The 19,645-nt window shown below is 67.8% G+C and carries 23 protein-coding genes; 12 read left to right on the forward strand and 11 right to left on the reverse strand.

The features are described 5' to 3' along the window. Window positions 1-19 precede the first annotated feature (19 nt). The 3 genes from MAA8898_RS09460 to MAA8898_RS09470 all read right to left on the reverse strand — a co-directional run bounded on the left by MAA8898_RS09460 (window position 20) and on the right by MAA8898_RS09470 (window position 4,899). A complete protein-coding gene (locus MAA8898_RS09460) occupies window positions 20-862 on the reverse strand; it encodes a DMT family transporter (RefSeq protein ID WP_094020744.1) in 843 nt (280 codons plus the stop codon). Between the two features lie 140 nt (window positions 863-1,002). After that, window positions 1,003-4,461 carry a chromosome segregation protein SMC gene (smc, locus tag MAA8898_RS09465; protein ID WP_094020745.1) on the reverse strand — a complete coding sequence of 1,153 codons (3,459 nt, stop codon included), beginning with the start codon at window positions 4,459-4,461 and terminating at the stop codon, window positions 1,003-1,005. 123 nt (window positions 4,462-4,584) lie between these two features. Then, window positions 4,585-4,899, reverse strand: a complete 315-nt coding sequence (locus tag MAA8898_RS09470; RefSeq protein ID WP_245853324.1) for a hypothetical protein — start codon at window positions 4,897-4,899, stop codon at window positions 4,585-4,587. 230 nt (window positions 4,900-5,129) lie between these two features. Between MAA8898_RS09470 and MAA8898_RS09475 the strand changes: the two genes are divergently transcribed. Further along, the gene (locus MAA8898_RS09475; protein WP_094020747.1) at window positions 5,130-6,341 is read left to right on the forward strand and encodes a TsoY family (seleno)protein; all 1,212 of its coding nucleotides are present in this window, start codon (window positions 5,130-5,132) and stop codon (window positions 6,339-6,341) included. Window positions 6,342-6,484: 143 nt separating this feature from the next. On the opposite strand, the gene MAA8898_RS09480 is transcribed toward MAA8898_RS09475, so the two are convergent. From MAA8898_RS09480 to MAA8898_RS09505, 6 genes are all read right to left on the reverse strand, one after another. Next, window positions 6,485-7,294: a division plane positioning ATPase MipZ gene (locus tag MAA8898_RS09480; protein ID WP_094020748.1), complete on the reverse strand. Its 810-nt coding sequence runs from the start codon at window positions 7,292-7,294 to the stop codon at window positions 6,485-6,487. Between the two features lie 140 nt (window positions 7,295-7,434). Next, window positions 7,435-7,995 carry a F0F1 ATP synthase subunit B gene (locus tag MAA8898_RS09485; protein ID WP_094020749.1) on the reverse strand — a complete coding sequence of 187 codons (561 nt, stop codon included), beginning with the start codon at window positions 7,993-7,995 and terminating at the stop codon, window positions 7,435-7,437. A gap of 4 nt (window positions 7,996-7,999) precedes the next feature. Next, window positions 8,000-8,551, reverse strand: a complete 552-nt coding sequence (locus MAA8898_RS09490; RefSeq protein ID WP_094020750.1) for a F0F1 ATP synthase subunit B' — start codon at window positions 8,549-8,551, stop codon at window positions 8,000-8,002. Between the two features lie 89 nt (window positions 8,552-8,640). Next, complete coding sequence (locus MAA8898_RS09495) at window positions 8,641-8,865, reverse strand: F0F1 ATP synthase subunit C (protein ID WP_072630388.1); 225 nt, start codon at window positions 8,863-8,865, stop codon at window positions 8,641-8,643. Between the two features lie 75 nt (window positions 8,866-8,940). Further along, the gene (locus MAA8898_RS09500) at window positions 8,941-9,708 is read right to left on the reverse strand and encodes a F0F1 ATP synthase subunit A (protein ID WP_094020751.1); all 768 of its coding nucleotides are present in this window, start codon (window positions 9,706-9,708) and stop codon (window positions 8,941-8,943) included. A gap of 62 nt (window positions 9,709-9,770) precedes the next feature. Next, the gene (locus MAA8898_RS09505; protein ID WP_094020752.1) at window positions 9,771-10,115 is read right to left on the reverse strand and encodes an AtpZ/AtpI family protein; all 345 of its coding nucleotides are present in this window, start codon (window positions 10,113-10,115) and stop codon (window positions 9,771-9,773) included. A gap of 227 nt (window positions 10,116-10,342) precedes the next feature. On the opposite strand from MAA8898_RS09505, the gene MAA8898_RS09510 reads away from it, so the two are divergent. Beyond that, entirely contained in the window at window positions 10,343-11,305 is a 963-nt protein-coding gene (locus tag MAA8898_RS09510) for an alpha/beta hydrolase (protein WP_141194820.1), read from the forward strand. Beyond that, complete coding sequence (locus tag MAA8898_RS09515; RefSeq protein ID WP_094020754.1) at window positions 11,302-11,646, forward strand: ArsR/SmtB family transcription factor; 345 nt, start codon at window positions 11,302-11,304, stop codon at window positions 11,644-11,646. The genes MAA8898_RS09510 and MAA8898_RS09515 overlap by 4 nt, the downstream gene beginning before the upstream one ends. A gap of 96 nt (window positions 11,647-11,742) precedes the next feature. Here MAA8898_RS09515 and MAA8898_RS09520 read toward each other — a convergent pair whose 3' ends face one another. After that, complete coding sequence (locus MAA8898_RS09520) at window positions 11,743-12,645, reverse strand: DMT family transporter (RefSeq protein ID WP_094020755.1); 903 nt, start codon at window positions 12,643-12,645, stop codon at window positions 11,743-11,745. Next, entirely contained in the window at window positions 12,642-13,523 is an 882-nt protein-coding gene (locus MAA8898_RS09525; RefSeq protein ID WP_094020756.1) for a LysR family transcriptional regulator, read from the reverse strand. Before MAA8898_RS09525 ends, MAA8898_RS09520 begins: the two co-directional genes overlap by 4 nt. A gap of 122 nt (window positions 13,524-13,645) precedes the next feature. Here MAA8898_RS09525 and MAA8898_RS09530 point away from each other — a divergent pair, with 122 nt between their 5' ends. The 9 genes from MAA8898_RS09530 (at window position 13,646) to MAA8898_RS09570 (ending at window position 19,626) form a co-directional block, all read left to right on the forward strand. Then, window positions 13,646-14,227, forward strand: a complete 582-nt coding sequence (locus MAA8898_RS09530) for an FMN-dependent NADH-azoreductase (protein ID WP_094020757.1) — start codon at window positions 13,646-13,648, stop codon at window positions 14,225-14,227. A 76-nt stretch (window positions 14,228-14,303) separates the two neighbouring features. Then, on the forward strand, window positions 14,304-14,786 hold the full coding sequence (locus MAA8898_RS09535; protein ID WP_094020758.1) for a hypothetical protein: 483 nt from the start codon (window positions 14,304-14,306) through the stop codon (window positions 14,784-14,786). 220 nt (window positions 14,787-15,006) lie between these two features. Then, window positions 15,007-16,515, forward strand: coding sequence for a signal recognition particle protein (gene ffh / locus MAA8898_RS09540; protein ID WP_094020759.1), 1,509 nt, complete (start codon window positions 15,007-15,009; stop codon window positions 16,513-16,515). A gap of 93 nt (window positions 16,516-16,608) precedes the next feature. Then, window positions 16,609-17,142 (forward strand): GNAT family N-acetyltransferase, encoded by a 534-nt coding sequence (locus MAA8898_RS09545; protein ID WP_094020760.1) that lies wholly within the window; start codon window positions 16,609-16,611, stop codon window positions 17,140-17,142. Continuing rightward, a complete protein-coding gene (locus tag MAA8898_RS09550) occupies window positions 17,139-17,666 on the forward strand; it encodes a GNAT family N-acetyltransferase (protein WP_094020761.1) in 528 nt (175 codons plus the stop codon). Before MAA8898_RS09545 ends, MAA8898_RS09550 begins: the two co-directional genes overlap by 4 nt. Continuing rightward, window positions 17,663-18,169: a GNAT family N-acetyltransferase gene (locus MAA8898_RS09555; RefSeq protein WP_094020762.1), complete on the forward strand. Its 507-nt coding sequence runs from the start codon at window positions 17,663-17,665 to the stop codon at window positions 18,167-18,169. Before MAA8898_RS09550 ends, MAA8898_RS09555 begins: the two co-directional genes overlap by 4 nt. Next, entirely contained in the window at window positions 18,166-18,735 is a 570-nt protein-coding gene (locus MAA8898_RS09560; protein WP_094020763.1) for a GNAT family N-acetyltransferase, read from the forward strand. The genes MAA8898_RS09555 and MAA8898_RS09560 overlap by 4 nt, the downstream gene beginning before the upstream one ends. Continuing rightward, entirely contained in the window at window positions 18,735-19,337 is a 603-nt protein-coding gene (locus tag MAA8898_RS09565) for a GNAT family N-acetyltransferase (protein WP_094020764.1), read from the forward strand. The genes MAA8898_RS09560 and MAA8898_RS09565 overlap by 1 nt, the downstream gene beginning before the upstream one ends. Beyond that, entirely contained in the window at window positions 19,330-19,626 is a 297-nt protein-coding gene (locus MAA8898_RS09570) for a chorismate mutase (RefSeq protein ID WP_094020765.1), read from the forward strand. Before MAA8898_RS09565 ends, MAA8898_RS09570 begins: the two co-directional genes overlap by 8 nt. Window positions 19,627-19,645: the final 19 nt, after the last annotated feature.

The raw sequence follows: 19,645 nt of genomic DNA on the forward strand, positions 1-19,645 counted from the left end.
CACGAAATCCGCGACAGGCTCAGCGCCGGAACACCGAAAGCGCCACGCCCCCCAGGACCACGGCAGCAGCGATCACGAAGTCGGCGCTCAGGCTCTCGTCCAAGAATACCATTCCACCCGCCATGGCGATCACCGGCACCGTCAGCTGCGCCACCGCCGCCACGCTGCCCTTGACCTGCGGCAACACGTGATACCACAGCGCGTAGCCCAGCCCCGAGGTCACCGCCCCCGACACCATGGCCAGCACGATGCCGCGCGTCTCCGGCGCCACTGCCTCCGGGCTGACCGGCATCAGCAGCCCCAGCACAAGGCCGATGGGTGCGGCCAAGGCGAAATTTGCTCCCGTCGCCAGCAGCGGATCGCGCGCCTTTCGCCCCGCCAGCGAATAGACCCCCCAGCCCGCCCCGGCCAGTACCATCGCCAACCCGTGCAGCGGGCTGAGATCGACCCCGCCTCCGGGCCACAGCAACCAGGCCAGCCCGGCAAAGGCCAGCATCGCCCCCAGCCAGCGCAACAGCGGCGGCCGCTCACCGCCCATAAGGCTGCCGCCGAACATCGTCACCTGCACCGTCCCGAACAGGATCAGCGCCCCCAGCCCGGCGTCCAGCGCCACGTAGGCCACCGAAAACCCGTAGATGTAAAGCACCAGCCCCAGCACCCCGGCCACCCGCCCGGGTCCACCCAGCACAACCCGCCGCCGCAAGACCAGCCCAAGCAGGAGCAGCACCACCGCCCCGGACCACAGCCGGATCGTGCCAAAGCTCACCGCGTCGATCGCCCCATCCGCCAGCGCCGCGCGGTTCAGCACGGAGTTCGCGGCAAAAGCCACCATGGTCAGCGCGGTCAGCCCAATCAGACGCATCTCTTCCCCCGGGATCCTGTCCTTTCATGACAAAGGCGCGCCCCCGGGTCCACCCGGCGCCGCGCCCCTGCTTCTTCTCTGCAAAAATACTCCCGGGGGAGTCGACCGAAGGGAGACGGGGGCAGCGCCCCCCCCCGCCGTCAGGCCACAAGGCTCTCGGCCCGCTTGAGGTCCACCGACACCAGCTGCGACACGCCCTGTTCCTGCATGGTGACGCCGAACAGCCGGTCCATCCGCGCCATGGTCACCGCATGGTGGGTGATGATCAGGAACCGCGTCTCGGTCCGGCGGCACATCTCGTCCAGCATGTCGCAGAAGCGGGTCACGTTGGCGTCGTCCAGCGGCGCGTCGACCTCGTCCAGCACGCAGATCGGCGAGGGGTTGGCCATGAACACGGCAAAGATCAGCGCCAGACAGGTCAGCGTCTGTTCGCCGCCCGACATCAGCGAGAGCGTCGACAGCTTCTTGCCCGGCGGCTGACACATGATCTCCAGCCCCGCTTCCAGCGGGTCATCGCTCTCGACCATCATCAGGCTGGCCTCGCCGCCGCCAAAGAGATGAGTGAACAGCATCGAGAAGTTGCTGTTCACCTGCTCGAAGGCGGTCAGCAGCCGCTCGCGGCCCTCACGGTTCAGGCTGGCGATGCCAGCACGCAGCGTCTTGATCGCGGCCTCCAGGTCGGTCTTTTCGGCCACCAGCGCGTCATGCTCTTCCTGCACGGCGCGGGCGTCCTCCTCGGCGCGCAGGTTGACCGCGCCCAACGCGTCACGCTGCCGCTTGAGGCGCGACACCTCGGCCTCCATCTCGTCGGCGCGCGGCATGGCGTCGGGGTCCACGTCCAGCTGCGCCAACAGCTTGACCGGTGTGGTCTCCAACTCGTCCGAGATGCGCTCGGCGGCGGCGGTCACCGTCTCGCGCGCCGCCTCGGCCCGCGCCTCGGCCCGGGCCCGGGCCTCGCGTGCGTCCCCGGCCAGCCGCTCGGCGTCCCTCTCGGCCGCGATGGCCTCGCGCAGCGCGCCTTCGGCCAGCGACAGCGCGTCCGACGCCTCGGCCTTGCGCGCCCCGGCCTGCTCCATCGCCTCGGTCAGCTCCGCGTGTTGGGCCTGGAGCGCACCGGGCACGTCCATCGCCTCGGCCAGCTCGTCCTCTGTGTGCGCCTTGCGCTCGGCCAGTTCGGTCGCGCGTTTCTCGGCCGTCTCCAGCCGGTGCCGCCAGCCCGACAGCTCCTTGGTCACCTGCTGGCCGCGGCCCTTGCGCGCCTCGCCGTCGCGACGCAGCTCGTCATGCGCCGACCGCCGCGACATCATGGTCATCCGCGCCGCCTCGACGGTCATGCGCACGTCATCGGCCTTGATCCGGGCCTCCTCGAGGTCGTCGAGGCCGGCAACCGCACGCTCGGCCTCCTTCAGCTGTCCGCGTGCGGCACCCGCCTCGTCCTCGTAGCGCTTGACCGACAGGCTGGCGCTTTCCAGCTTGCCCTCGGCCATGTCCCGATCCGCCTCGGCGCGGCTGAGCGCGCGCGACGCCTCGGTCACCGCCTGGTCGGCCGCGCGACGCCGTTCGCGCGCGGCCTTGTCGGCCTCGGTCAGCTGCCGCAACCGCGCCATCAGCGCCTCGTGCGCTGCCTGCGTGCCTTCCAGTCGCGCGGTCGCCTCGGCCATCTCCCTCTTCAGCGCCTCCAGCCGGTTCAGCTGTTCCAGCCGCAGCGCCGCGGCCGAAGGCTGATCCTCGGCCCAGGCGCGGTAGCCGTCCCAGCGCCACAGGTCACCCTCGGGCGAGACCAGCCGCTGACCCGGCTTCAGCGCGGCTTGCAGGCGGTTACCCTCGCGCACGCCGGACACAAGGCCCACCTGTGCCATGCGCCGCGCCAGCACCTGCGGAACTGCGACATGCGCAGACAGGGGCGCAACGCCCTCGGGCAGCGGTTGCGCGGTGTCATAGGCCGGCAGCACGCGCCAGCCTGTCGGGCCGTCCTCGTCCACCTCGGGCGCGCGCAGGTCATCCGCCAGTGCCGCACCCAGCGCCTTTTCAAAGCCGCCCGTGACGCTCAGCGCGTCGAGGATCTGCCCACCCTCGGCGGTGTCACGGTCCAGCAGCCGGGCCAGAGCCGTCACCTCGGCGCGCAGGGCGTTCATCTGGCCTTCGGCCTCGGACCTCTCGCCCCGGGCGTCGGCCTCGCGCGATTGCGTCTCGGCACGCTCGGTTTCGGCCTCGGTCAGCGCCTCTTCGGCCTCTTCGGCCCCGGCCTGCGCCTCGGAGAGCCGCTCCAGCGCCTCTTCGGCCGCCTCGCGGGACCGCTCCAACGCGCCCCGTGCCGCGCTGACGGCCTCACGCGCGCGGACCGCCTCGCCCTCATTGCGCTCGACCTGCTTGCGGCAATCGACGAGGTAGCGCTGCGCCGACTGGTGCCGCGCCGCAAGGCGCGCCACGTCCTCGGTCTGCTGCGCCAGATCGGCCTCGCGCTCCTGCAAGACCTGCGCCGCCTCACGGGCGGCCTCGTGCGCCTCGGCCAGCCGCGCGTCGTGCCCTTCGGAGGCCTTGGCCAGCTCTCGTTGTTCCCATTCCAGCCGCTCGATCGTCTCGCCGGCGTCACGGTTCAGACCGGCTTCGCGCTCCATGTCCAAAGCCAGCTGGGCAATCCGGTTCTTCAGGGTCTCGATTCGCGCCGCTGCCTGCCGCTCCTGATCGGTCAGGGTGTCGCGCTGGACGATCAGGCGTTGCAGCACCGCCGCGGCGATGGCCTCTTCCTCGCGCAGCGGCGGCAGCTTTTCCTCGCGTTCGCCGCGCAGCTTTTCCGCCGCGCGTGCCGCCAGCTCGGCCTTTGCGGCCGCGCTCACCGCCTCGCGCAGCGCGGCGTCGGCGGTGGCGCGGGCGTCATCGGCCTCGCGCCAGCGGCGGTACAACAGAATCCCTTCGGCCTGCCGCAATTCCGTGCCGATGGCGCGGTAGCGGGCCGCCTGCCGTGCCTGCCGTTCCAGTTGCGCCAGCTGCGTGGCCAACTGCTCGATCACATCGTCGACCCGCAGCAGGTTCTGCTCGGTGCTGTTGAGCTTCAGTTCCGCCTCGTGCCGCCGCGCGTAGAGGCCACCGATCCCGGCGGCGTCCTCCAGCACCTTGCGGCGATTCTTGGGCTTGGCGTTGATCAGCTCGCTGATCTGTCCCTGCCGCACCAGCGCGGGCGAGGTCGCGCCCGTGGCCGCATCGGCAAACAGCATCTGCACGTCGCGGGCGCGGGTGTCCTTGGCGTTGACCTTGTAGGCGCTGCCCACATCGCGGGTGATCCGCCGGACGATCTCCAGGTGGTCGCTGTCGTTGAAGCCCGAGGGCGCCAGGCGGTCGCCATTGTCGATGGTCAGACAGACCTCGGCAAAGTTGCGCGCCGGACGGGTGGCCGCCCCGGCAAAGATCACATCCTCCATGCCGCCGCCGCGCATCGCCTTGGCCCGGGTTTCGCCCATGACCCAGCGCAACGCCTCCAGCAGGTTGGACTTGCCGCAGCCGTTCGGTCCGACCACCCCGGTCAGGCCGGGATTGATGATCAGATCCGTCGGATCGACGAAGCTCTTGAAGCCGGTGAGTCTGAGTCTGGTAAAACGCAAGGTTCCGCACCCGATTCCGTCTAGGGTCTTCAGGGTGCGCGCGGCGGGGGGCCCGAGTCAAGAAAGCCGTGGCCTATATGGCGGGTTCTCGCCCTTTCTCCACAAGATATTGCGGACATACGGTCACTTTGAGCACGTCAAGGCGCCGGTCATCCGTCCGCCGCGCAGGTCGGCGCCGTCGATGTCGCAATAAAGGGTCCGGGGTCGACGGGGCATCTTGGGCGCCGGTTGTCCATCACAGGACAGGCCGATCCACATCATCGACGGATCCCCCTCGACCCAGGCGGCACGGCAACCGCTTTCGATCTGGGCGGCGATCCCGGCCTTGCGGGCCACGGCCTCGAACCTTGGAAAGGCTTCGGGAGAGGTGCGGATCGCCTCGACCAGGTCGCCGCGAAAGCGCAGCGAAAAGCGCGATCCCTCGACCGTGCGGTCCACCTTTGGCGCCCCAAGGAAACCCGGCCCCGCCACGTCACACGCGGCGAGGCCGGCAAGGAGAACACAGGGAAACACTCGCATCGGTACAGCTTGCCGTATCTTGGTTACCAGACGGTTAACGGCCGAGTGGGTCCAGTGGACCGACGCGCGTTTCCCGCTTTACATTCCATTGTCCGAATGTTTATATATTCCGAAACGAGAATTTGAATGCGACCACACAGGAGGCCCCGATGGTCCCGCAGACACACCGCCCCGCAGACAATTATTCACCGATCTACTTCCTCGCGTCGGTCGGCGCCGGTGGAATCGTCGTCAGCTTCTTCATGGTGCTGATGTTCTGGGTCCCGCACCCGGGCCAGCCGGTGCCCGTGTTCGAAGACATCATGGCCGCCTGGTCCACCCGTGGCCCGCTGATGCAGACGGCCATCGCAATCGCGCTTGCCGGCATCGCCTTCTTCGCCTTTCTCAACATCAAGTCGCTGGTCTGGAACCTCCAGTCCTTCGGCGCCTACAAGAAGACCGGCGCCTACGAGACCCTGCGCGCCTCGAACGCCGAATCGACGCTGACGGCCATGCCGCTGGCGCTGGCGATGACGGTCAACGTCGGCTTCATCCTCGGGCTCGTCTTCGTGCCCAAGCTGTGGAGCGTGGTCGAATACCTCTTTCCCATGGCGATGGTCGCCTTTGGCCTGATCGCGGTGCTGGCCTTCCGGCAGATCGGCGCCTTCCTCGGTCGTGTGCTGGCCAAGGGCGGGATCTTTGACGTCACCGCGCACAATTCGTTTGCCCAGCTGACCCCGGCCTTTGCCGTGGCGATGATCGCCGTCGGCTTTGCCGCCCCCGCCGCCATGAGCACCGCGCCGACAACGGTGGGTGTCTCGCTCATCATCTCGACGATCCTGGGGACCGTGGCCATCCTCTATGCCGCCGTGGCCGCGATCACCGCCTTTGCCTCGATGCTGCAACACGGCACCGCGCGCGAGGCCGGCCCGACCCTGATGATCATTGTCCCCATCGTCACCGTGCTTGGCATCATGTTCCTGCGGCAGGAACACGGACTGCACACCACCTTTGACGCCCATGACAACGCTGGCGAATCGCTGGTCTTTCTGACCCGGCTGCTGGCGATCCAGCTGACCTTCCTCGGCCTCGGCGCAGTGGTGCTGAAGGCGCAGGGATACTTCGCCGACTTCGTGCTGGGAACGAAGACTTCGGCCGGGTCCTACGCGTTGGTCTGCCCCTTCGTCGCGCTGTCGGTGATGCTGCATTTCTACGTGAACAAGGGGCTGGTCGGCGCCGGGGTGATCGCCAAGTACGACCTGGCCTACTGGGGCGTCACCGGGCTGGCCATCGCCTCGCAGATCGTTGCCATCGCCCTGGTGCTGCGCCTGAACCGTCAGCACTTTGCGCCCGCCCGCGCGCAGGCTGTTCCGGCCGAGTAACCCTCCGATCGACTCGGTCGCAAACTGGGGTCGGGCCTTCGGGTCCGGCCTCTTTTCATGCAGGTCAGTGGGCGACAGGAGCGCAAGGGGAACCGGATGAAGAACCCGCGCACGACGCTGTCTCAGGTTTCTCAAGGGGCTGCTCAGAAGGATACCTGGACCCCGGGCAATTTCAGCGCCTTCATCAGATCGCGCACCTCCTGCCGCGCGGCGATGTTGGAGATGCTGAGGCTGCGCACGCCGATGTCCCTCAGATCCAGCAGGGTCAGCCCGCGCGGAAACAGCTCGCGGAACACCACGCGCTCGGAAAAACCGGGTCCTACGCGAAAGCCGATGCGCTTGGACAGCATGGCCACGGCCTTTTCCATCTTGGCCTTGTTGATCATCTGCTGCGCGCCGACCCGGTTGCGCAGAACGATCCAGTCCATCGGCTTTAGCCCGTTCTTGGCGCGCAACTGCCGCGCCGACCAGACCATCTCGGCATAGACCGAGGGGCCGAGGATCTTTTCGCCGTCGCCTTCGATCCGCGCCAGCAGGTCGAAGTCGACAAAGCTGTCGTTGAGCGGCGTGACCAGCGTGTCGGCCATGGCGTGCGCGACCTGCGCCAGCCGCGTGTAGGCGCCGGGGCAGTCGATCACGATGAAATCATGGGTGTCGCGCAGCTTTTCCACCGCGCGGCGCAGGCGGTTGTCGGCGGGTTGCTCGCCGGCGGTCACCGCCTCGGGGTCCGGTTCGGGCAGCGGCATCCAGAAGGGCACGGCGAGGTCGTGGCCCTCTTTCTTCAGCCAGGCGCGGCGGTTCGACAGGTAGCGCCCCAGGCTCTGCTGCCGCAGGTCCAGGTCCAGCGTGCCGACGGAATGCCCCATGCGGGCCAGCGCCGTTGCGACGTGCATGGCGACGGTGGATTTGCCCGCGCCGCCCTTTTCGTTTCCGAAGACGATGAGATGTGCCACTGCTCTGCCTCTTGTCAGGCGCGCCGCGTGTTGACCCGCGGTCGCGCTGTGCCTGGTGCGCAGGCCCGTGCGGCAGGCCTGCCAAAACGCGGAAGGCCCGGCGCGGTGCCGGGCCTGTCCGTCTGCCGTGCTTGCGCGGCTCAGTGCAGCTTGGCACCCACCTCGGCAATGGCGCTGTCGATCAGCTGACCGGCACGATCGGCCGTCATCTCGCCGGCGACGACCTTGCGGGCGGCGGCAATCGCCACCGCTGCGGCGCGGTCACGCACTTCGCGGATGGCCGATGCCTCGGCCGAGGCCAGCTGGCTTTCGGCCGCCTGCAGACGGCGGGCAATCGAATGCTGGATGTCGGCCTTGGCCTGTTCGGCGGCCAGTTCGGCCTCCTGGCGGGCGTGGGCGATGATACGGTCAGCCTGTTCCCGGACTTCACGCTGCTTGCGCTCGTAGCTGGCCAGCAGGCTCTGGGCCTCCTCACGCAGCTTGCGGGCCTCGTCGAGGTCCGACTGGATGCCTTCGGCCCGCTTGTCCAGCAGACCGGCCAGCATGCCGGGGACCTTGAAGTAGACCAGCACCGCAAGAAAGGTGATGAAGCCCAGCGTCACGATGAAATCGGTGTTCTTCAGCGAGAAGAACGGACCCGAGGCTGCGGCGGCCGGCGATGCGGCCAGCGCGAACAGGGCGGGAAGGATGAGTTTCTTCATGGCCTTACCCCTTGAGCTGCGCATCGACCGCGGCCGCGATCTTGGCGTCGTCCGCAGAGCCGCCCAGCGCTGCCACGATGGCGGCGGCGGTGTCCTTGGCCACGACTTCGACATGGGCCAGAGCGCTTTCGCGGATCTCGCCGATGGCCTTTTCCGACTCGGCCGCCTTGGCGGCGATTTCCGCGTCGGCCTTGGCCAGCGCGACGCCGAGTTCGGCCTTGATTTCGTCACGCGCCTTCTGCGCGATGGTCTGGGCCTCGGCCCGGGCATCGGCAAGCGCCTTCTGATAAGCGGTTTCGGCCCGTTCGGCCTTGCGCTTCAGCTCTTCGGCGGCGGCGATGTCGTTTGTGATGGTCCCCTGGCGTTCCGCCAGAACCGCCGCGATGCGCGGCAGGGCAATGCGGGCCAGCACGAAGTAGATCACGACAAGCGTGATCACCAGCCAGAAGACCTGGTTGCCGATCCAGTCACCGCAGAGTTGCGGCATCCCGACGGCAGAGCCGTGCGAGTCCACGCATGCGCTGACAGCTTCGGCACCTGTAGTTTCGGTCGCCATTGTGTCCTCCGTCGGAACTTGTCTCTACATCGGGCGGTCAGGGCCTGCGCCGTGACCGCCCGCGCGTAAGGATCTTTACGTTCCGTGGATCAGACGGCGAACATCAGCAGCAGCGAAACGAGGAAGGCGAAGATGCCCAGCGCTTCTGCGAATGCGATGCCGATGAAGAGCGTGGCAGTCTGGCCGGCGGCGGCCGACGGGTTGCGCAGGGCGCCTGCCAGGAAGTTGCCGGCCACGTTGCCCACCCCGATTGCGGCTGCGCCGGAACCGATTGCTGCCAGGCCTGCGCCGATGTGTGCGAGATCGCCTTCCATTGAGATTCTCCTTACGATTGGAAGTTGAGTATTCGGGTTGTTCGTCGGGTAGGGTGGGTTTTCAACCCACCGCCCTTAATGATGCGGGTGCAGCGCGTCCTTGAGGTACACGCAGGTCAGGATCGTGAACACGTAGGCCTGGATGAAGGACACGAGGATCTCCAGCCCGTACATCGCGGTGATCGCCAGGACCGAGATCGGCGAGATCACGGCGATAGCGGCAAAGCCGGCAAAGACCTTGATCACCGCGTGACCTGCCATGACGTTGCCGGCAAGACGAATGCTGTGGCTGACCGGACGCACGAAGTAGGAGATCAGTTCGATGATCGCGAGGATCGGGCGCAGCGCCAGCGGCGCGCTCGACACCCAGAACAGGCCCAGGAAGGAGGCGCCGTTCTTGACAAAACCCAGGATGGTCACGGTCAGGAACACTGCCATCGCCAGCACCACGGTCACCGCAAAATGCGAGGTGGTGGTAAAGCTCTTGGGCAGCAGGCCAAGGAAGTTGGCCGACACGATGAACATGAACAGGGTCATGATGTAGGGGAAGTACTTCAGCCCGTCCTTGCCGGTCACATCCTCGACCATCTTGTAGACAAAGCCGTAGGCCAGTTCCGCGATCGACTGGCTGCGCGACGGCACGATGGCCCGCTTGGAGGTGCCCACCACCATCAGCAGAACGATCACCACGATGGCCAGGAACAGCCACAGCGTCACGTTGGTGATGGTGAACATGCCCACGTCGCCGCCGTGTCCGAACAGCGGCTTGACGATGAACTGGTCCATCGGGTGGAACACAAGGCTGCTGCTCTCGGCGGCTGCGTCATGCGTCTCGGTCGCCATCTCTTTTCCCCTCATCCGCTCCGGTGACCCGGGCGCTGTCGTCAGTTGCCCCCGTCGGGGCGCTAGTCCTTGCCCTCGTCGGGGCGCGGTGCCGCGCCGCCGGCCGAGGCCTGTTTCGCCTGGACCTCTTTCGCCGTGCGCAGCATCACCTTGATGCCCGCGGCGATGCCCAGCAGTGCGAACACCACCATCAGGAACGGCGCGGTGCCCAGCAGGATATCGAGACCGTATCCGATCCCGAAGCCGATCCCCAGTCCGGCCACCATCTCCGTCACCATCCGCCAGGCGATGTTGGCCTGGCTGTAGTGCTCTTCCTGATGGGTCTTCCCCACTTTCTGGCCTGCCTTGTAGGCGGCCAGCTTGGCGTCCAGGTCGTCCAGCTTGCGCTTGGGGTCGGGGTCGCTCACGTGTGGGTCGGCTCCGCTCAGGGTCGTCATGGTGCTATGCCGGGCGGGGCCACGAGTCAACACGCGGGAGTCCGGGCAAACTGGACGATCAACTACCTGTTTATGCTTGGAATTTTCTCGACCTCCCACCATGCGGTCATTCCGCCGCACTCCGCCAGACCGCTGATTTCGCTGCAAATGCACATTCAACTTAGCGGTTGAGTTTTTCCTGCGCGCCGCTCACACCCATGGCACACGACAGGATTATCGCCATGCGCACCGCCCTTGCCCTCTGCCTTTCGCTTGCCCTGACAGCGTCACAGCTGACCGCCGAAGAGGTGACGCTCACCCGCCCCGACGCGGTGCTTCGGGGCACCTGGAGCGCGCCGGACAACCCGGCCGCCGCCGCGCTGATCCTTCCCGGCTCGGGCCCGACGGACCGGGACGGAAACTCTGCGGCCGGGCTGTCCACGGATGCCTACCGCCAGCTGGCCGAGGCCCTGGCCGCGCGCGGCATCGCCACCCTGCGCGCCGACAAGCGCGGCATCGGTGCCAGCACAGGGGATCCGAACGCCGTCACGCTGGGGCTGTACGCGCAGGACGCCGGCGGCTGGATCGACATGGCCAGGGACCGGACCGGCCTGCCGTGTCTCTGGCTGATCGGCCATTCCGAAGGGGCGTTGGTGACGCTGAAGACGGCGCAGGCGCGCGACGATCTCTGCGGCCTCGTGTTGCTGGCCCCTCCCGGGCGGCCGGTCAGCCAGATCCTGCTGGAGCAGTTGAACGGGGTGCCCGCGCTTGACCCCCACATGGAGGCCGCCAAGCGCGCGATCGTGTCGCTGATCGCCGGGCAGACCGTCGACCCCGCCAGCCTGCCGACGCCGTTACAGGGCCTGTTCCACCCCGCCGTCCAGCCCTTCCTGATGGATCTCTTCGGCTTCGATCCGGCCGAGGCGGCGGCGGAGGTCACCCTGCCGGTGCTGCTGATCCGCGGCTCGGCGGACTTGCAGATCGCGGCAGTGGATGCCGAACGCCTGTCCGCCGCGCTGCCGCAGGTCGAGGCCATCGCGCTTCCAGGCATTACCCACGCGCTCAAGACCGCCGGCGATGACAGCCGCGACGCCAACCTTGCCACCTACGCGGACCCTGCCATCCCGCTGGCCGCCGGGCTGGCCGAGGCGGTCGCCCGCTTCCTCCTCGCGCCGCGATGACCGCCCGCCTCGACGCCGTCTTTGCCGCGCTGGCGGACCCCACGCGCCGCCGCATCCTGTCGATGCTGCTGGAGGACGACATGGCCGTGACCGATGTCGCCGAGCCGTTCGAGATGTCGCTGGCGGCGATTTCCAAGCACCTCACCGTGCTGACCAACGCGGGCCTCATCAGCCAGGACAAGCGCGGCCGGGTGAAGTGGTGCAAGCTGGAGCCGGACGCCCTGCGCGAGGCGTCGATCTGGATGCAGGCCTTTGGCCAGTTCGACCAGTTCGACCTTGACGGTTTCGAACGCTTCCTGGAACAGGAACTGGCCCCGCCGACCGAGACCCCGGACAGCTGATAGCAAGAGCCGCGCGCGGGACGAAGCGCGGGCAACGCGCTTGCAAGCGCGTTGAAAGGGCTTTCCAAAGCCCTTTCCCGCCAGCGCCCACGTCGGTCAGGAGACCGGAGCGCGCGCCTTCTCCTCGTCCTTCACCAGCAGCAGCAATGACAAGGCCGTCAGCGCCACCCCGGGCAGGATCGCCAGCCCCGGCACGCCCTGCCCCAGCGCCAGTTCCCACAGGATCACGGTCGATGGCACGATGTAGGTATAGGCCATGACCTTGGCCGCCGGCAGCCGCAGGGTGGCAAAGCGCAGGATCACGAAGGTGATGCCGGTCGCGGCGAAGGCGACGTAGAGGATCGTCCACCAGACAATGGCCGGAACAGACTGCCAGTCCATCGCCCAGAGATCCCGCGCGGCCCAGACGCACAGGATCAGCGCGCCGGCCGACAGGATCCCCGCGTTGAAGACCACCCCCGGCTCGCCCCGGCTCAGGAGGCGCAGCATGGGGGTGTACATCGCGTGCGCCACGCAGCCCCAGAAATAGATCGCCTCGCCGCGACCCACCTCGAAGCGCAGCAGCGCTTGCCAGTCCGCGTCGAAGATCACCCAGAGCGCGCCGACCCCGCCCACCAGGATCGCCAGCGCCATGCGCGGCGTCGTCACCTGCCGGACGATGATGTAGCCAAAGACCGCCGTCAGCGCCGGGTTCAGGGTAAAGACCGCCGCCATGCTGACCGGGGGCGCGGTCTTCAGCCCTTCGAACATGGTGACGAAGTAGATCACGAACAGCCCCGCCAGCACAAAGTAGCGCCACGGGGCGGCGACGGCCGCGCGCGTCACCCTGCCCGTCGCCAGCGCCCAACCCCAGAGCACCGCCGCCGCGATCACGAAGCGCACCGCGTTCAGCACCGCCGGGTCGATGAAAGGCGCCGCCATTCCGCCCAGCGAGAACGATCCCGACACCAGCACCGCAAAGACCAGCATGGCCAGGTGGCCCTTGCCCGCCTCGCTCATCGGGCAGAGCCTTCGCCGGCAAAGGTCTTCAGGTGCGTCAGGAAGGCCTGCACCTTGGCCGTGCGGTGCAGGTCCACGTGGGTCACCAGCCACAGCGGCGAGGTCCATTCCTCGTGCGGGGGCATGACCTGGACCAGTTCCGGGTGCCGTTCGGCCTCGCGCGTGCCCATGAAACCCAGGCCCGCGCCCTCGATGATCGCCGCCTCGATCACCCGCGCGTCGGTGCTGCGGAACACCACGCGGTCATAGGGGATGCGCGCGCGCAGCCAGCGCTGGAACGGCGCGCGGCTGTCCGGGTCGTCATGCGCGACGAAATCATGCGCCTTGAGCGCCTCCTCGTCCTCGGGCAGCCCGCGTGCCGCGATGTAATCGCGGTGGGCATAGAGGGCGATGTCCTGCCGTGAGAAGGGCTGCACCACGTTGTCGGGTTCCTGCGGCGCGGGACCGGCGCGCAGGGCGACATGCGCCTCGCCGTATTCCAGCCGAAACACCCGGTCGTCGGTGAGAAAACGCACGATGACCTCGGGGTGCGCCGCGCGAAAGCTGGCCAGCGCCGGCACCATCATCGGCGCAAAGGAAATCAGCGAGGTCACCATCAACTCGCCCGCGACCTCGTTGCCGCGCCCCTTGATCCGCCCTTCGAGCTGCTGGAACTGGTCGTCGGTGGTCTGCGCCACGCGCATCAGGTCCTGCCCGGCCTCGGTCGCGGTGTAGCCGCGCGCATGACGCTGGAACAGCTTGACCCCGACCCGCGCCTCCAGCGCGTCGATGTGCCGGATCACCGTGGCATGGTGCACGCCCAGCACCTCGGCCGCGCCGCTGACGGTGCCCAGCCGCGCCACCTGGAACGCGGTGCGGATCTCATCCCAGTTGTCCATCGGACCCTCCGGTCATTATGTGCGCTCACTCACAGCTCATGCGTTTTTTCGCCAATTGTGTTCGTCATCGCAAGTGCCAATTTGATCGGCATACAACAGACACATCCCCAAGGACCCGATCCATGACCAAGACCGTTCTCCGCATCGACGCCTCTGCCCGCACCGATGGCTCTGTCAGCCGCCAGCTGGGCGACGACATCCTCGCCCGGCTCAAGCCCGACACCGTCGTGATCCGCGACCTGTCGGAAACCGTGCCGCAGATCGACGGGCGCTGGCTGGCCGCCAACATGACGCCCGCAGATCAGCGCACCCCGGACCAGCGCGCCCGCCTGGCCCTGTCGGACGCGATGATCGAGGAACTGCGCAGCGCCGACACCATCGTCATCGCAACGCCGATCTACAACTTTGGCGTGCCATCGTCGCTCAAGGCCTGGTTCGACATGGTTGCCCGCGCCGGTCTGACCTTCCGCTATACCGAGGCGGGCCCGGTCGGCCTGCTGGAGGGCAAGCGCGTGATCCTCGCGCTGGCCTCCGGCGGCACCGAGATCGACAGCCCGATCGACTTTGCCACGCCCTGGCTGCGCCACGTGCTGGGCTTTGTCGGCATCACCGATGTGCAGGTGGTGCGGTCGGACCGGCTGATGGTGGACGCCGAGGCGTCGAAAGCCCGCGCCACCGAAGACCTCGAGCGGCTGGCAGCCTGATCCGACCTGATACCCGGCGCCGCGCTTTCCGGCGCCGGGATTTGACGGCGGTGACCGGCGCGCCTAGCCTGACGGGATGCGCGTCACCGTCACCACCCCCGACCGGTTCGAAGCCAAGGTCCAATCCTGGCTGTCCGGCATGATCCTGCTGGTCCTCGGGGTGCTCTGCGCCGCGCTGGGCCTTGCAGCCCTGGGCGCGGGTGAAGCGCAGGGCGCGATCTTTTCCGCCATCGGGCTTGGCCTGTTGGCGCTTGGTGCCTGGCTCTTGTCGTTGCGTACGCATGTCGTGTTTGACCGGCCCGCCAACCGCGCCACCCTGCGCTTCGCCAGCCTGTTCGGCGCACGCGAGGCGGCGTTTCCGCTGGACAGCGTCCAGCGGGCAAGGGTGCTGCGCCAGCGCCTTTCCGGCCGCCGACAGTACAATCTTGTGCTGGTCGTGACGCGGGACGGAACCGCCGAAGCCCATTCGCTGAGCCGCGGCTACGGGTCCGGCGGCTGGCGCAAGGGCCGCCTCTCACGCGCCATCAACGCCTGGCTGGGCGTGGCCGAGGGCGACTGACGCCACCGGCCCTTGACTCGGCGCCCCGATGCTCACTATACGCAGCCTGTTTCCGGGAGCGCTCTGGCCTTCCGGTCCCTTGGGCTTTGCCCGGGATCGCCCTCCGTCAGCGCGTTGCGCCCACGGGGGCCAACCGGCATTGGCCCGCACCGATTGGGATGCCGGTTGTCCCTCCCTACCTTGGAGGACACCATTGACGTAGAGAAGGAGGCGCTGCCTCATGTTCGAAAATCTCTCCGAACGCCTTGGCGGCGTGTTCGACCGGCTGACCAAGCAGGGCGCCCTGACCGAGGACGACGTCCGCACCGCCCTGCGCGAAGTGCGCGTCGCCCTGCTGGAGGCCGACGTGTCGCTGCCCGTGGCGCGGCAGTTCATCAAGGCCGTCGAGAAGAAGGCAACCGGGTCCGCGGTCACCAAGTCGATCACCCCCGGCCAGCAGGTCGTCAAGATCGTCCATGACGAGCTGATCGCCGTGCTGGCGGGCGAAGGCGAACCCGGCAAACTGCGCATCGACAGCCCCCCCGCGCCGATCCTGATGGTCGGCCTTCAGGGCGGCGGCAAGACCACGACGACCGCCAAGCTGGCCAAGCGCCTGAAAGAGCGCGAGGGCAAGAAGGTGCTGATGGCCTCGCTGGACGTCAACCGCCCCGCCGCCATGGAACAGCTGGCCATCCTGGGCAAGCAGATCGGCGTCGACACCCTGCCCATCGTCAAGGGCGAGGACCCGGTCGCCATCGCGAAGCGCACCAAGACGCAGGCGGGGCTGGGCGGCTACGACGTCTACATGCTGGACACCGCCGGCCGCCTGTCGATCGACGACGAATTGATGGCCCAGGTCGAGGCGGTGCGCGACGTCGCCAACCCGCGCGAGACGCTGCTGGTGGTCGACGGCCTGACCGGCCAGGACGCGGTGCACACCGCCGAGAATTTCGACAACCGCATCGGCATCACCGGCGTGGTGCTGACCCGGATGGACGGCGACGGCCGCGGCGGTGCCGCGCTGTCGATGCGCGCCGTCACCGGCAAGCCGATCAAGTTCGTCGGTCTTGGCGAAAAGATGGAGGCGCTCGAGACCTTCGAGCCCGAGCGCGTCGCCGGCCGCATCCTGGGCATGGGCGACATCGTCGCGCTGGTGGAAAAGGCGCAGGCCACGCTGGAAGCCGAACAGGCCGAGCGCATGATGAAGCGCTTTCAGAAGGGTCAGTTCAACATGAACGACCTCAAGATGCAGCTCGACCAGATGATCAAGATGGGCGGGATGGAAGGCATGATGTCGATGCTGCCTGGCATGGGCAAGATGGCCAAGCAGCTGGACGGCGCCGGCATCGACGACAAGATCCTGAAACAGCAGATCGCCCTCATCAATTCGATGACCAAGCTGGAGCGCGCCAACCCGCAGGTGCTTCAGGCCAGCCGGAAAAAGCGCATCGCGGCGGGTGCCGGAATGGAGGGCGCCGACCTCAACAAGCTGCTCAAGATGCAGCGCCAGATGTCCGACATGATGAAGAAGATGGGCAAGATGGGCAAGGGCGGCATGCTGAAACAGGCCATGCGCGGCATGTTCGGCGGCAAGGGCGGCCTGCCCCCGGAAATGGCCCAGGGCATGGACCCCAAGGCGCTGGAAGCCGCCGCCAAGCAGATGGGCAAGGGCCTGCCCGGCGGTCTGCCGGGCTTTGGCGGCGGCGCGGCCCTGCCCCCGGGCCTCTCCGGCCTCGGCAAGAAGAAATGACCTGAGAGGAAAGGACCCCTGCGCGTCGTCCTGGCGGACTTACTCCCGCCAGAGGCCCTGTCCCCTGCGGGACGCGCGGACACCGATAGATCCATGCCCGCCCCCACCCTGCATACCCCGCGCCTGACGCTGCGCGCCCACACGATGGGAGACCTCGAACAGCTCTGTGACCTGTTCGGGACCGATCGCGCGCGTTTCATGGGCGGACCTGTGTCGCGGATGCACGCTTGGCGCTGGATGGCATCCGAGGTGGCGATGTGGGACCTGATGGACCACGGCGCATGGGGCATCGAAACCCGTGACGGCACGTTTGTCGGCCAGGTCGGCCTGTACCAGCCGCCGCACTTCCCCGAACGGGAACTTGGCTGGACACTGCTGGAAAGCGCTGAAGGCAAGGGCTATGCGCAAGAAGCGGCCGTCGCCGTGCTGAACTGGGCCTGGGCGCAGGGCTGGGAAACACTCGTGTCCTACATCGACCCGGGCAACGTCCGTTCGATCGCGCTGGCCGAACGGCTGGGCGCCGCGCTTGACCCCGATGCGGCACTGCCCCAAGGCGAAACACCGGACGAAACGCACGTCTACCGGCACAGCCCGGACGCGGACGGCAACCCGGAGGCCTATGCATGAGCCTCACCAACGCCCCCCGCCTTGAAACCGACCACCTGATCCTGCGCGGCCCCGAGCCGCGGGACGCCGAACCGCTGATCGCCTTCCTGATGGACCAGGAGCGCGCCGCCGGCTTCGGCGCCTACGACAACCGTGGCGATGCCTGGCGCTGGTACGCGCTGAACATCGGCCACTGGCATATCCACGGCTACGGCTACTTCACCATCGAGATGAAGGACAGCGGCCTGCCCGCCGGGCTCTGCGGCATCTGGAACCCCGAGGGCTGGCCCGAACCCGAGGTCGGCTGGCTGGTCTTCGAGGGGTTCGAGGGCAAGGGCATCGCCTTTGAGGCCGCCCTGCGCGCCCGCCGCTGGGCCTACGAGGACCTCGGTTTTGCCACGTTGACCTCCAACATCGTGCCCGGCAACACTCGCTCCGCGGCGCTTGCACAGCGCCTTGGTGCGTGGCGGGAACGGGTCTACGACAACCTGACGATGGGCACCGAAGAGCTCTGGCGCCACCCCGGGCCGGAGGCGCCGACATGATCCCCTCCATCACCTTGACGACCGACCGGCTGACCCTGCGCACCCCTCTGGAAGAGGATTTCGAGGTCATCGCCGCCTTCATGGCGTCGGACCGGGCGCGCTTTGTCGGCGGCCCGGTCACCGACGACTTCGGCCAGTGGCGCGGTTTCCTCTCGGGCCTGGGTCACTGGGCGCTGCGCGGCTACGGCTTCTTCATGGTCCTGCATGGCACGCAAAAGGTCGGACGCGTCGGCCTGGTCAACCATGTCATGTGGGACGAACCGGAGTTGGGCTGGCACATCTTCGACGGCTGCGAAGGCCGGGGCTACGCCACCGAGGCCGCCGCCCGCGTGCGCGACTGGGCCGCTGCCGAACGCGGCCTTGGCCCGCTGATCTCCTACATCCACCCGGACAACACCGCCTCGCGCCGCGTCGCGGAACGGCTGGGCGCATGTTTCGAGCGGGACACCGTCCTGCTGGACCACCCGGCGCAGGTCTGGCGCCACCCCGAGGGCGCGAAATGACCGCCGCCTGCGAACGCCACATGCCCGGTCCCGCCGCCCGCGCCGCCGCGCGCCTGGGCGGCCGGATCCCGGTGCTCGACACCCGGCGGCTGCAACTGCGCGGCCCCCGGATCTACGACTTCGACGCTTTCGCCGCAATCATGGCCTCGGACCGCGCCCTGCACATGGGCGGGCCGTTCACACGCGGGCAGGCGTGGGACGAGTTCACCAACTACATCGCCTGCTGGCTGCTGCACGGCTTCGGTCTCTGGACCATCGACGCCAGCACCCAGCCCTCCGCGGGTTTTGCGCTGCTGGGCTTCGAATACGAAGACCCCGAGCCCGAACTGGGCATCTTCCTCACCGAAGTGGCCGAAGGCCAGGGCTACGCCGCAGAGGCGCTGACCGCCGTCCGCGCACATGCCTTCGGCGCGCTCGGGCTCGACAGCGTCGCCTCCTTTGTCGCGCCGGAGAACACCCGCTGCATCGCGTTGATGCAGCACCTCGGTGCCTGCCGGGATGCCGCGGCAGAGCAGCGGCTCGGCGACGGCACGCTTGTCTTCCGCCATATCAAGGAGGCCGCCTGATGGGCCATCGCGATATCCCCGTGCTCGAGACGAAACGGCTGGTGCTGCGCGGCCCCGTGCCGCAGGACTACCCCGACTTCAAGGCGACCTTCTCGTCCTACCGCTCGCGCTTCATGGGCGGGCCGCTGAACGCCTACGAGACCTGGATGCTCTACGCAGCCGAGATCGGGCACTGGGAGATCCGCGGCTTCGGCATGTGGATGGTCCACCTGCGGGACACCGGCGAAACCGTCGGAATGGCCGGCGGCTGGTTCCCGGCGAAATGGCCCGAGCGCGAGATCGCCTGGATCATCTGGCCCGACAAGGCCGGTCACGGCTTTGCCCTGGAGGCCACCGAGCGCGTCCGCCGGCACCTCTACAAGTCGCTGAACTGGGAAACCGCGGTCAGCTACATCGACCCCAAGAACCTCGATTCCATCCGGCTGGCCGAACGGCTGGGCTGCAAGAAAGACCCCGATGCCCCGTCGATCGACGGCTCGGACGCGGTCTATCGCCACCCGACGCTGGCCGACCTGCAAGGACAGCTGGGCCATGGCATCGACATGGAAATCGCGCACTACCAGAATCCGCTCTTCAAACCGAAAGGCTGGGCCATTGACTGACGCCGCCACCCGCGCCGCCACGCTCCTCAGGGAACACCGCGAGTCGATCGACCGGCTCGACGCGATCCTCGTCTTCACGCTGGCCGAGCGGTTCAAGCACACCCAGGCCGTGGGCGTCCTCAAGGCGCAGCACGACCTTCCCCCATCCGACCCCGCGCGCGAGGAACAGCAGATCGCGCGGCTCCAGGATCTGGCGCTCCAGGCCGACCTCGACCCGGAATTCGCCAAGAAATTCCTGAATTTCGTGATTCAGGAAGTCATCCAGCACCACAAGCAACACCAATCCTGACGGACCGTCCGTCAGATAC

The organism is Antarctobacter aquimaris, from assembly GCF_900184945.1.
In the GTDB taxonomy this organism is placed as follows: domain Bacteria; phylum Pseudomonadota; class Alphaproteobacteria; order Rhodobacterales; family Rhodobacteraceae; genus Maliponia; species Maliponia aquimaris.

Bases quoted from the DNA above. Each gene is read 5' to 3' on its own strand.
- MAA8898_RS09460 (WP_094020744.1), bottom strand. From the start codon at position 862: ATGCGTCTGATTGGGCTGACCGCGCTGACCATGGTGGCTTTTGCCGCG.
- MAA8898_RS09475 (WP_094020747.1), top strand. From the start codon at position 5,130: ATGGTCCCGCAGACACACCGCCCCGCAGACAATTATTCACCGATCTAC.
- MAA8898_RS09485 (WP_094020749.1), bottom strand. From the start codon at position 7,995: ATGAAGAAACTCATCCTTCCCGCCCTGTTCGCGCTGGCCGCATCGCCG.
- MAA8898_RS09490 (WP_094020750.1), bottom strand. From the start codon at position 8,551: ATGGCGACCGAAACTACAGGTGCCGAAGCTGTCAGCGCATGCGTGGAC.
- MAA8898_RS09495 (WP_072630388.1), bottom strand. From the start codon at position 8,865: ATGGAAGGCGATCTCGCACACATCGGCGCAGGCCTGGCAGCAATCGGT.
- MAA8898_RS09500 (WP_094020751.1), bottom strand. From the start codon at position 9,708: ATGGCGACCGAGACGCATGACGCAGCCGCCGAGAGCAGCAGCCTTGTG.
- MAA8898_RS09510 (WP_141194820.1), top strand. From the start codon at position 10,343: ATGGCACACGACAGGATTATCGCCATGCGCACCGCCCTTGCCCTCTGC.
- MAA8898_RS09515 (WP_094020754.1), top strand. From the start codon at position 11,302: ATGACCGCCCGCCTCGACGCCGTCTTTGCCGCGCTGGCGGACCCCACG.
- MAA8898_RS09520 (WP_094020755.1), bottom strand. From the start codon at position 12,645: ATGAGCGAGGCGGGCAAGGGCCACCTGGCCATGCTGGTCTTTGCGGTG.
- MAA8898_RS09525 (WP_094020756.1), bottom strand. From the start codon at position 13,523: ATGGACAACTGGGATGAGATCCGCACCGCGTTCCAGGTGGCGCGGCTG.
- MAA8898_RS09530 (WP_094020757.1), top strand. From the start codon at position 13,646: ATGACCAAGACCGTTCTCCGCATCGACGCCTCTGCCCGCACCGATGGC.
- MAA8898_RS09535 (WP_094020758.1), top strand. From the start codon at position 14,304: ATGCGCGTCACCGTCACCACCCCCGACCGGTTCGAAGCCAAGGTCCAA.
- ffh (WP_094020759.1), top strand. From the start codon at position 15,007: ATGTTCGAAAATCTCTCCGAACGCCTTGGCGGCGTGTTCGACCGGCTG.
- MAA8898_RS09545 (WP_094020760.1), top strand. From the start codon at position 16,609: ATGCCCGCCCCCACCCTGCATACCCCGCGCCTGACGCTGCGCGCCCAC.
- MAA8898_RS09550 (WP_094020761.1), top strand. From the start codon at position 17,139: ATGAGCCTCACCAACGCCCCCCGCCTTGAAACCGACCACCTGATCCTG.
- MAA8898_RS09555 (WP_094020762.1), top strand. From the start codon at position 17,663: ATGATCCCCTCCATCACCTTGACGACCGACCGGCTGACCCTGCGCACC.
- MAA8898_RS09560 (WP_094020763.1), top strand. From the start codon at position 18,166: ATGACCGCCGCCTGCGAACGCCACATGCCCGGTCCCGCCGCCCGCGCC.
- MAA8898_RS09565 (WP_094020764.1), top strand. From the start codon at position 18,735: ATGGGCCATCGCGATATCCCCGTGCTCGAGACGAAACGGCTGGTGCTG.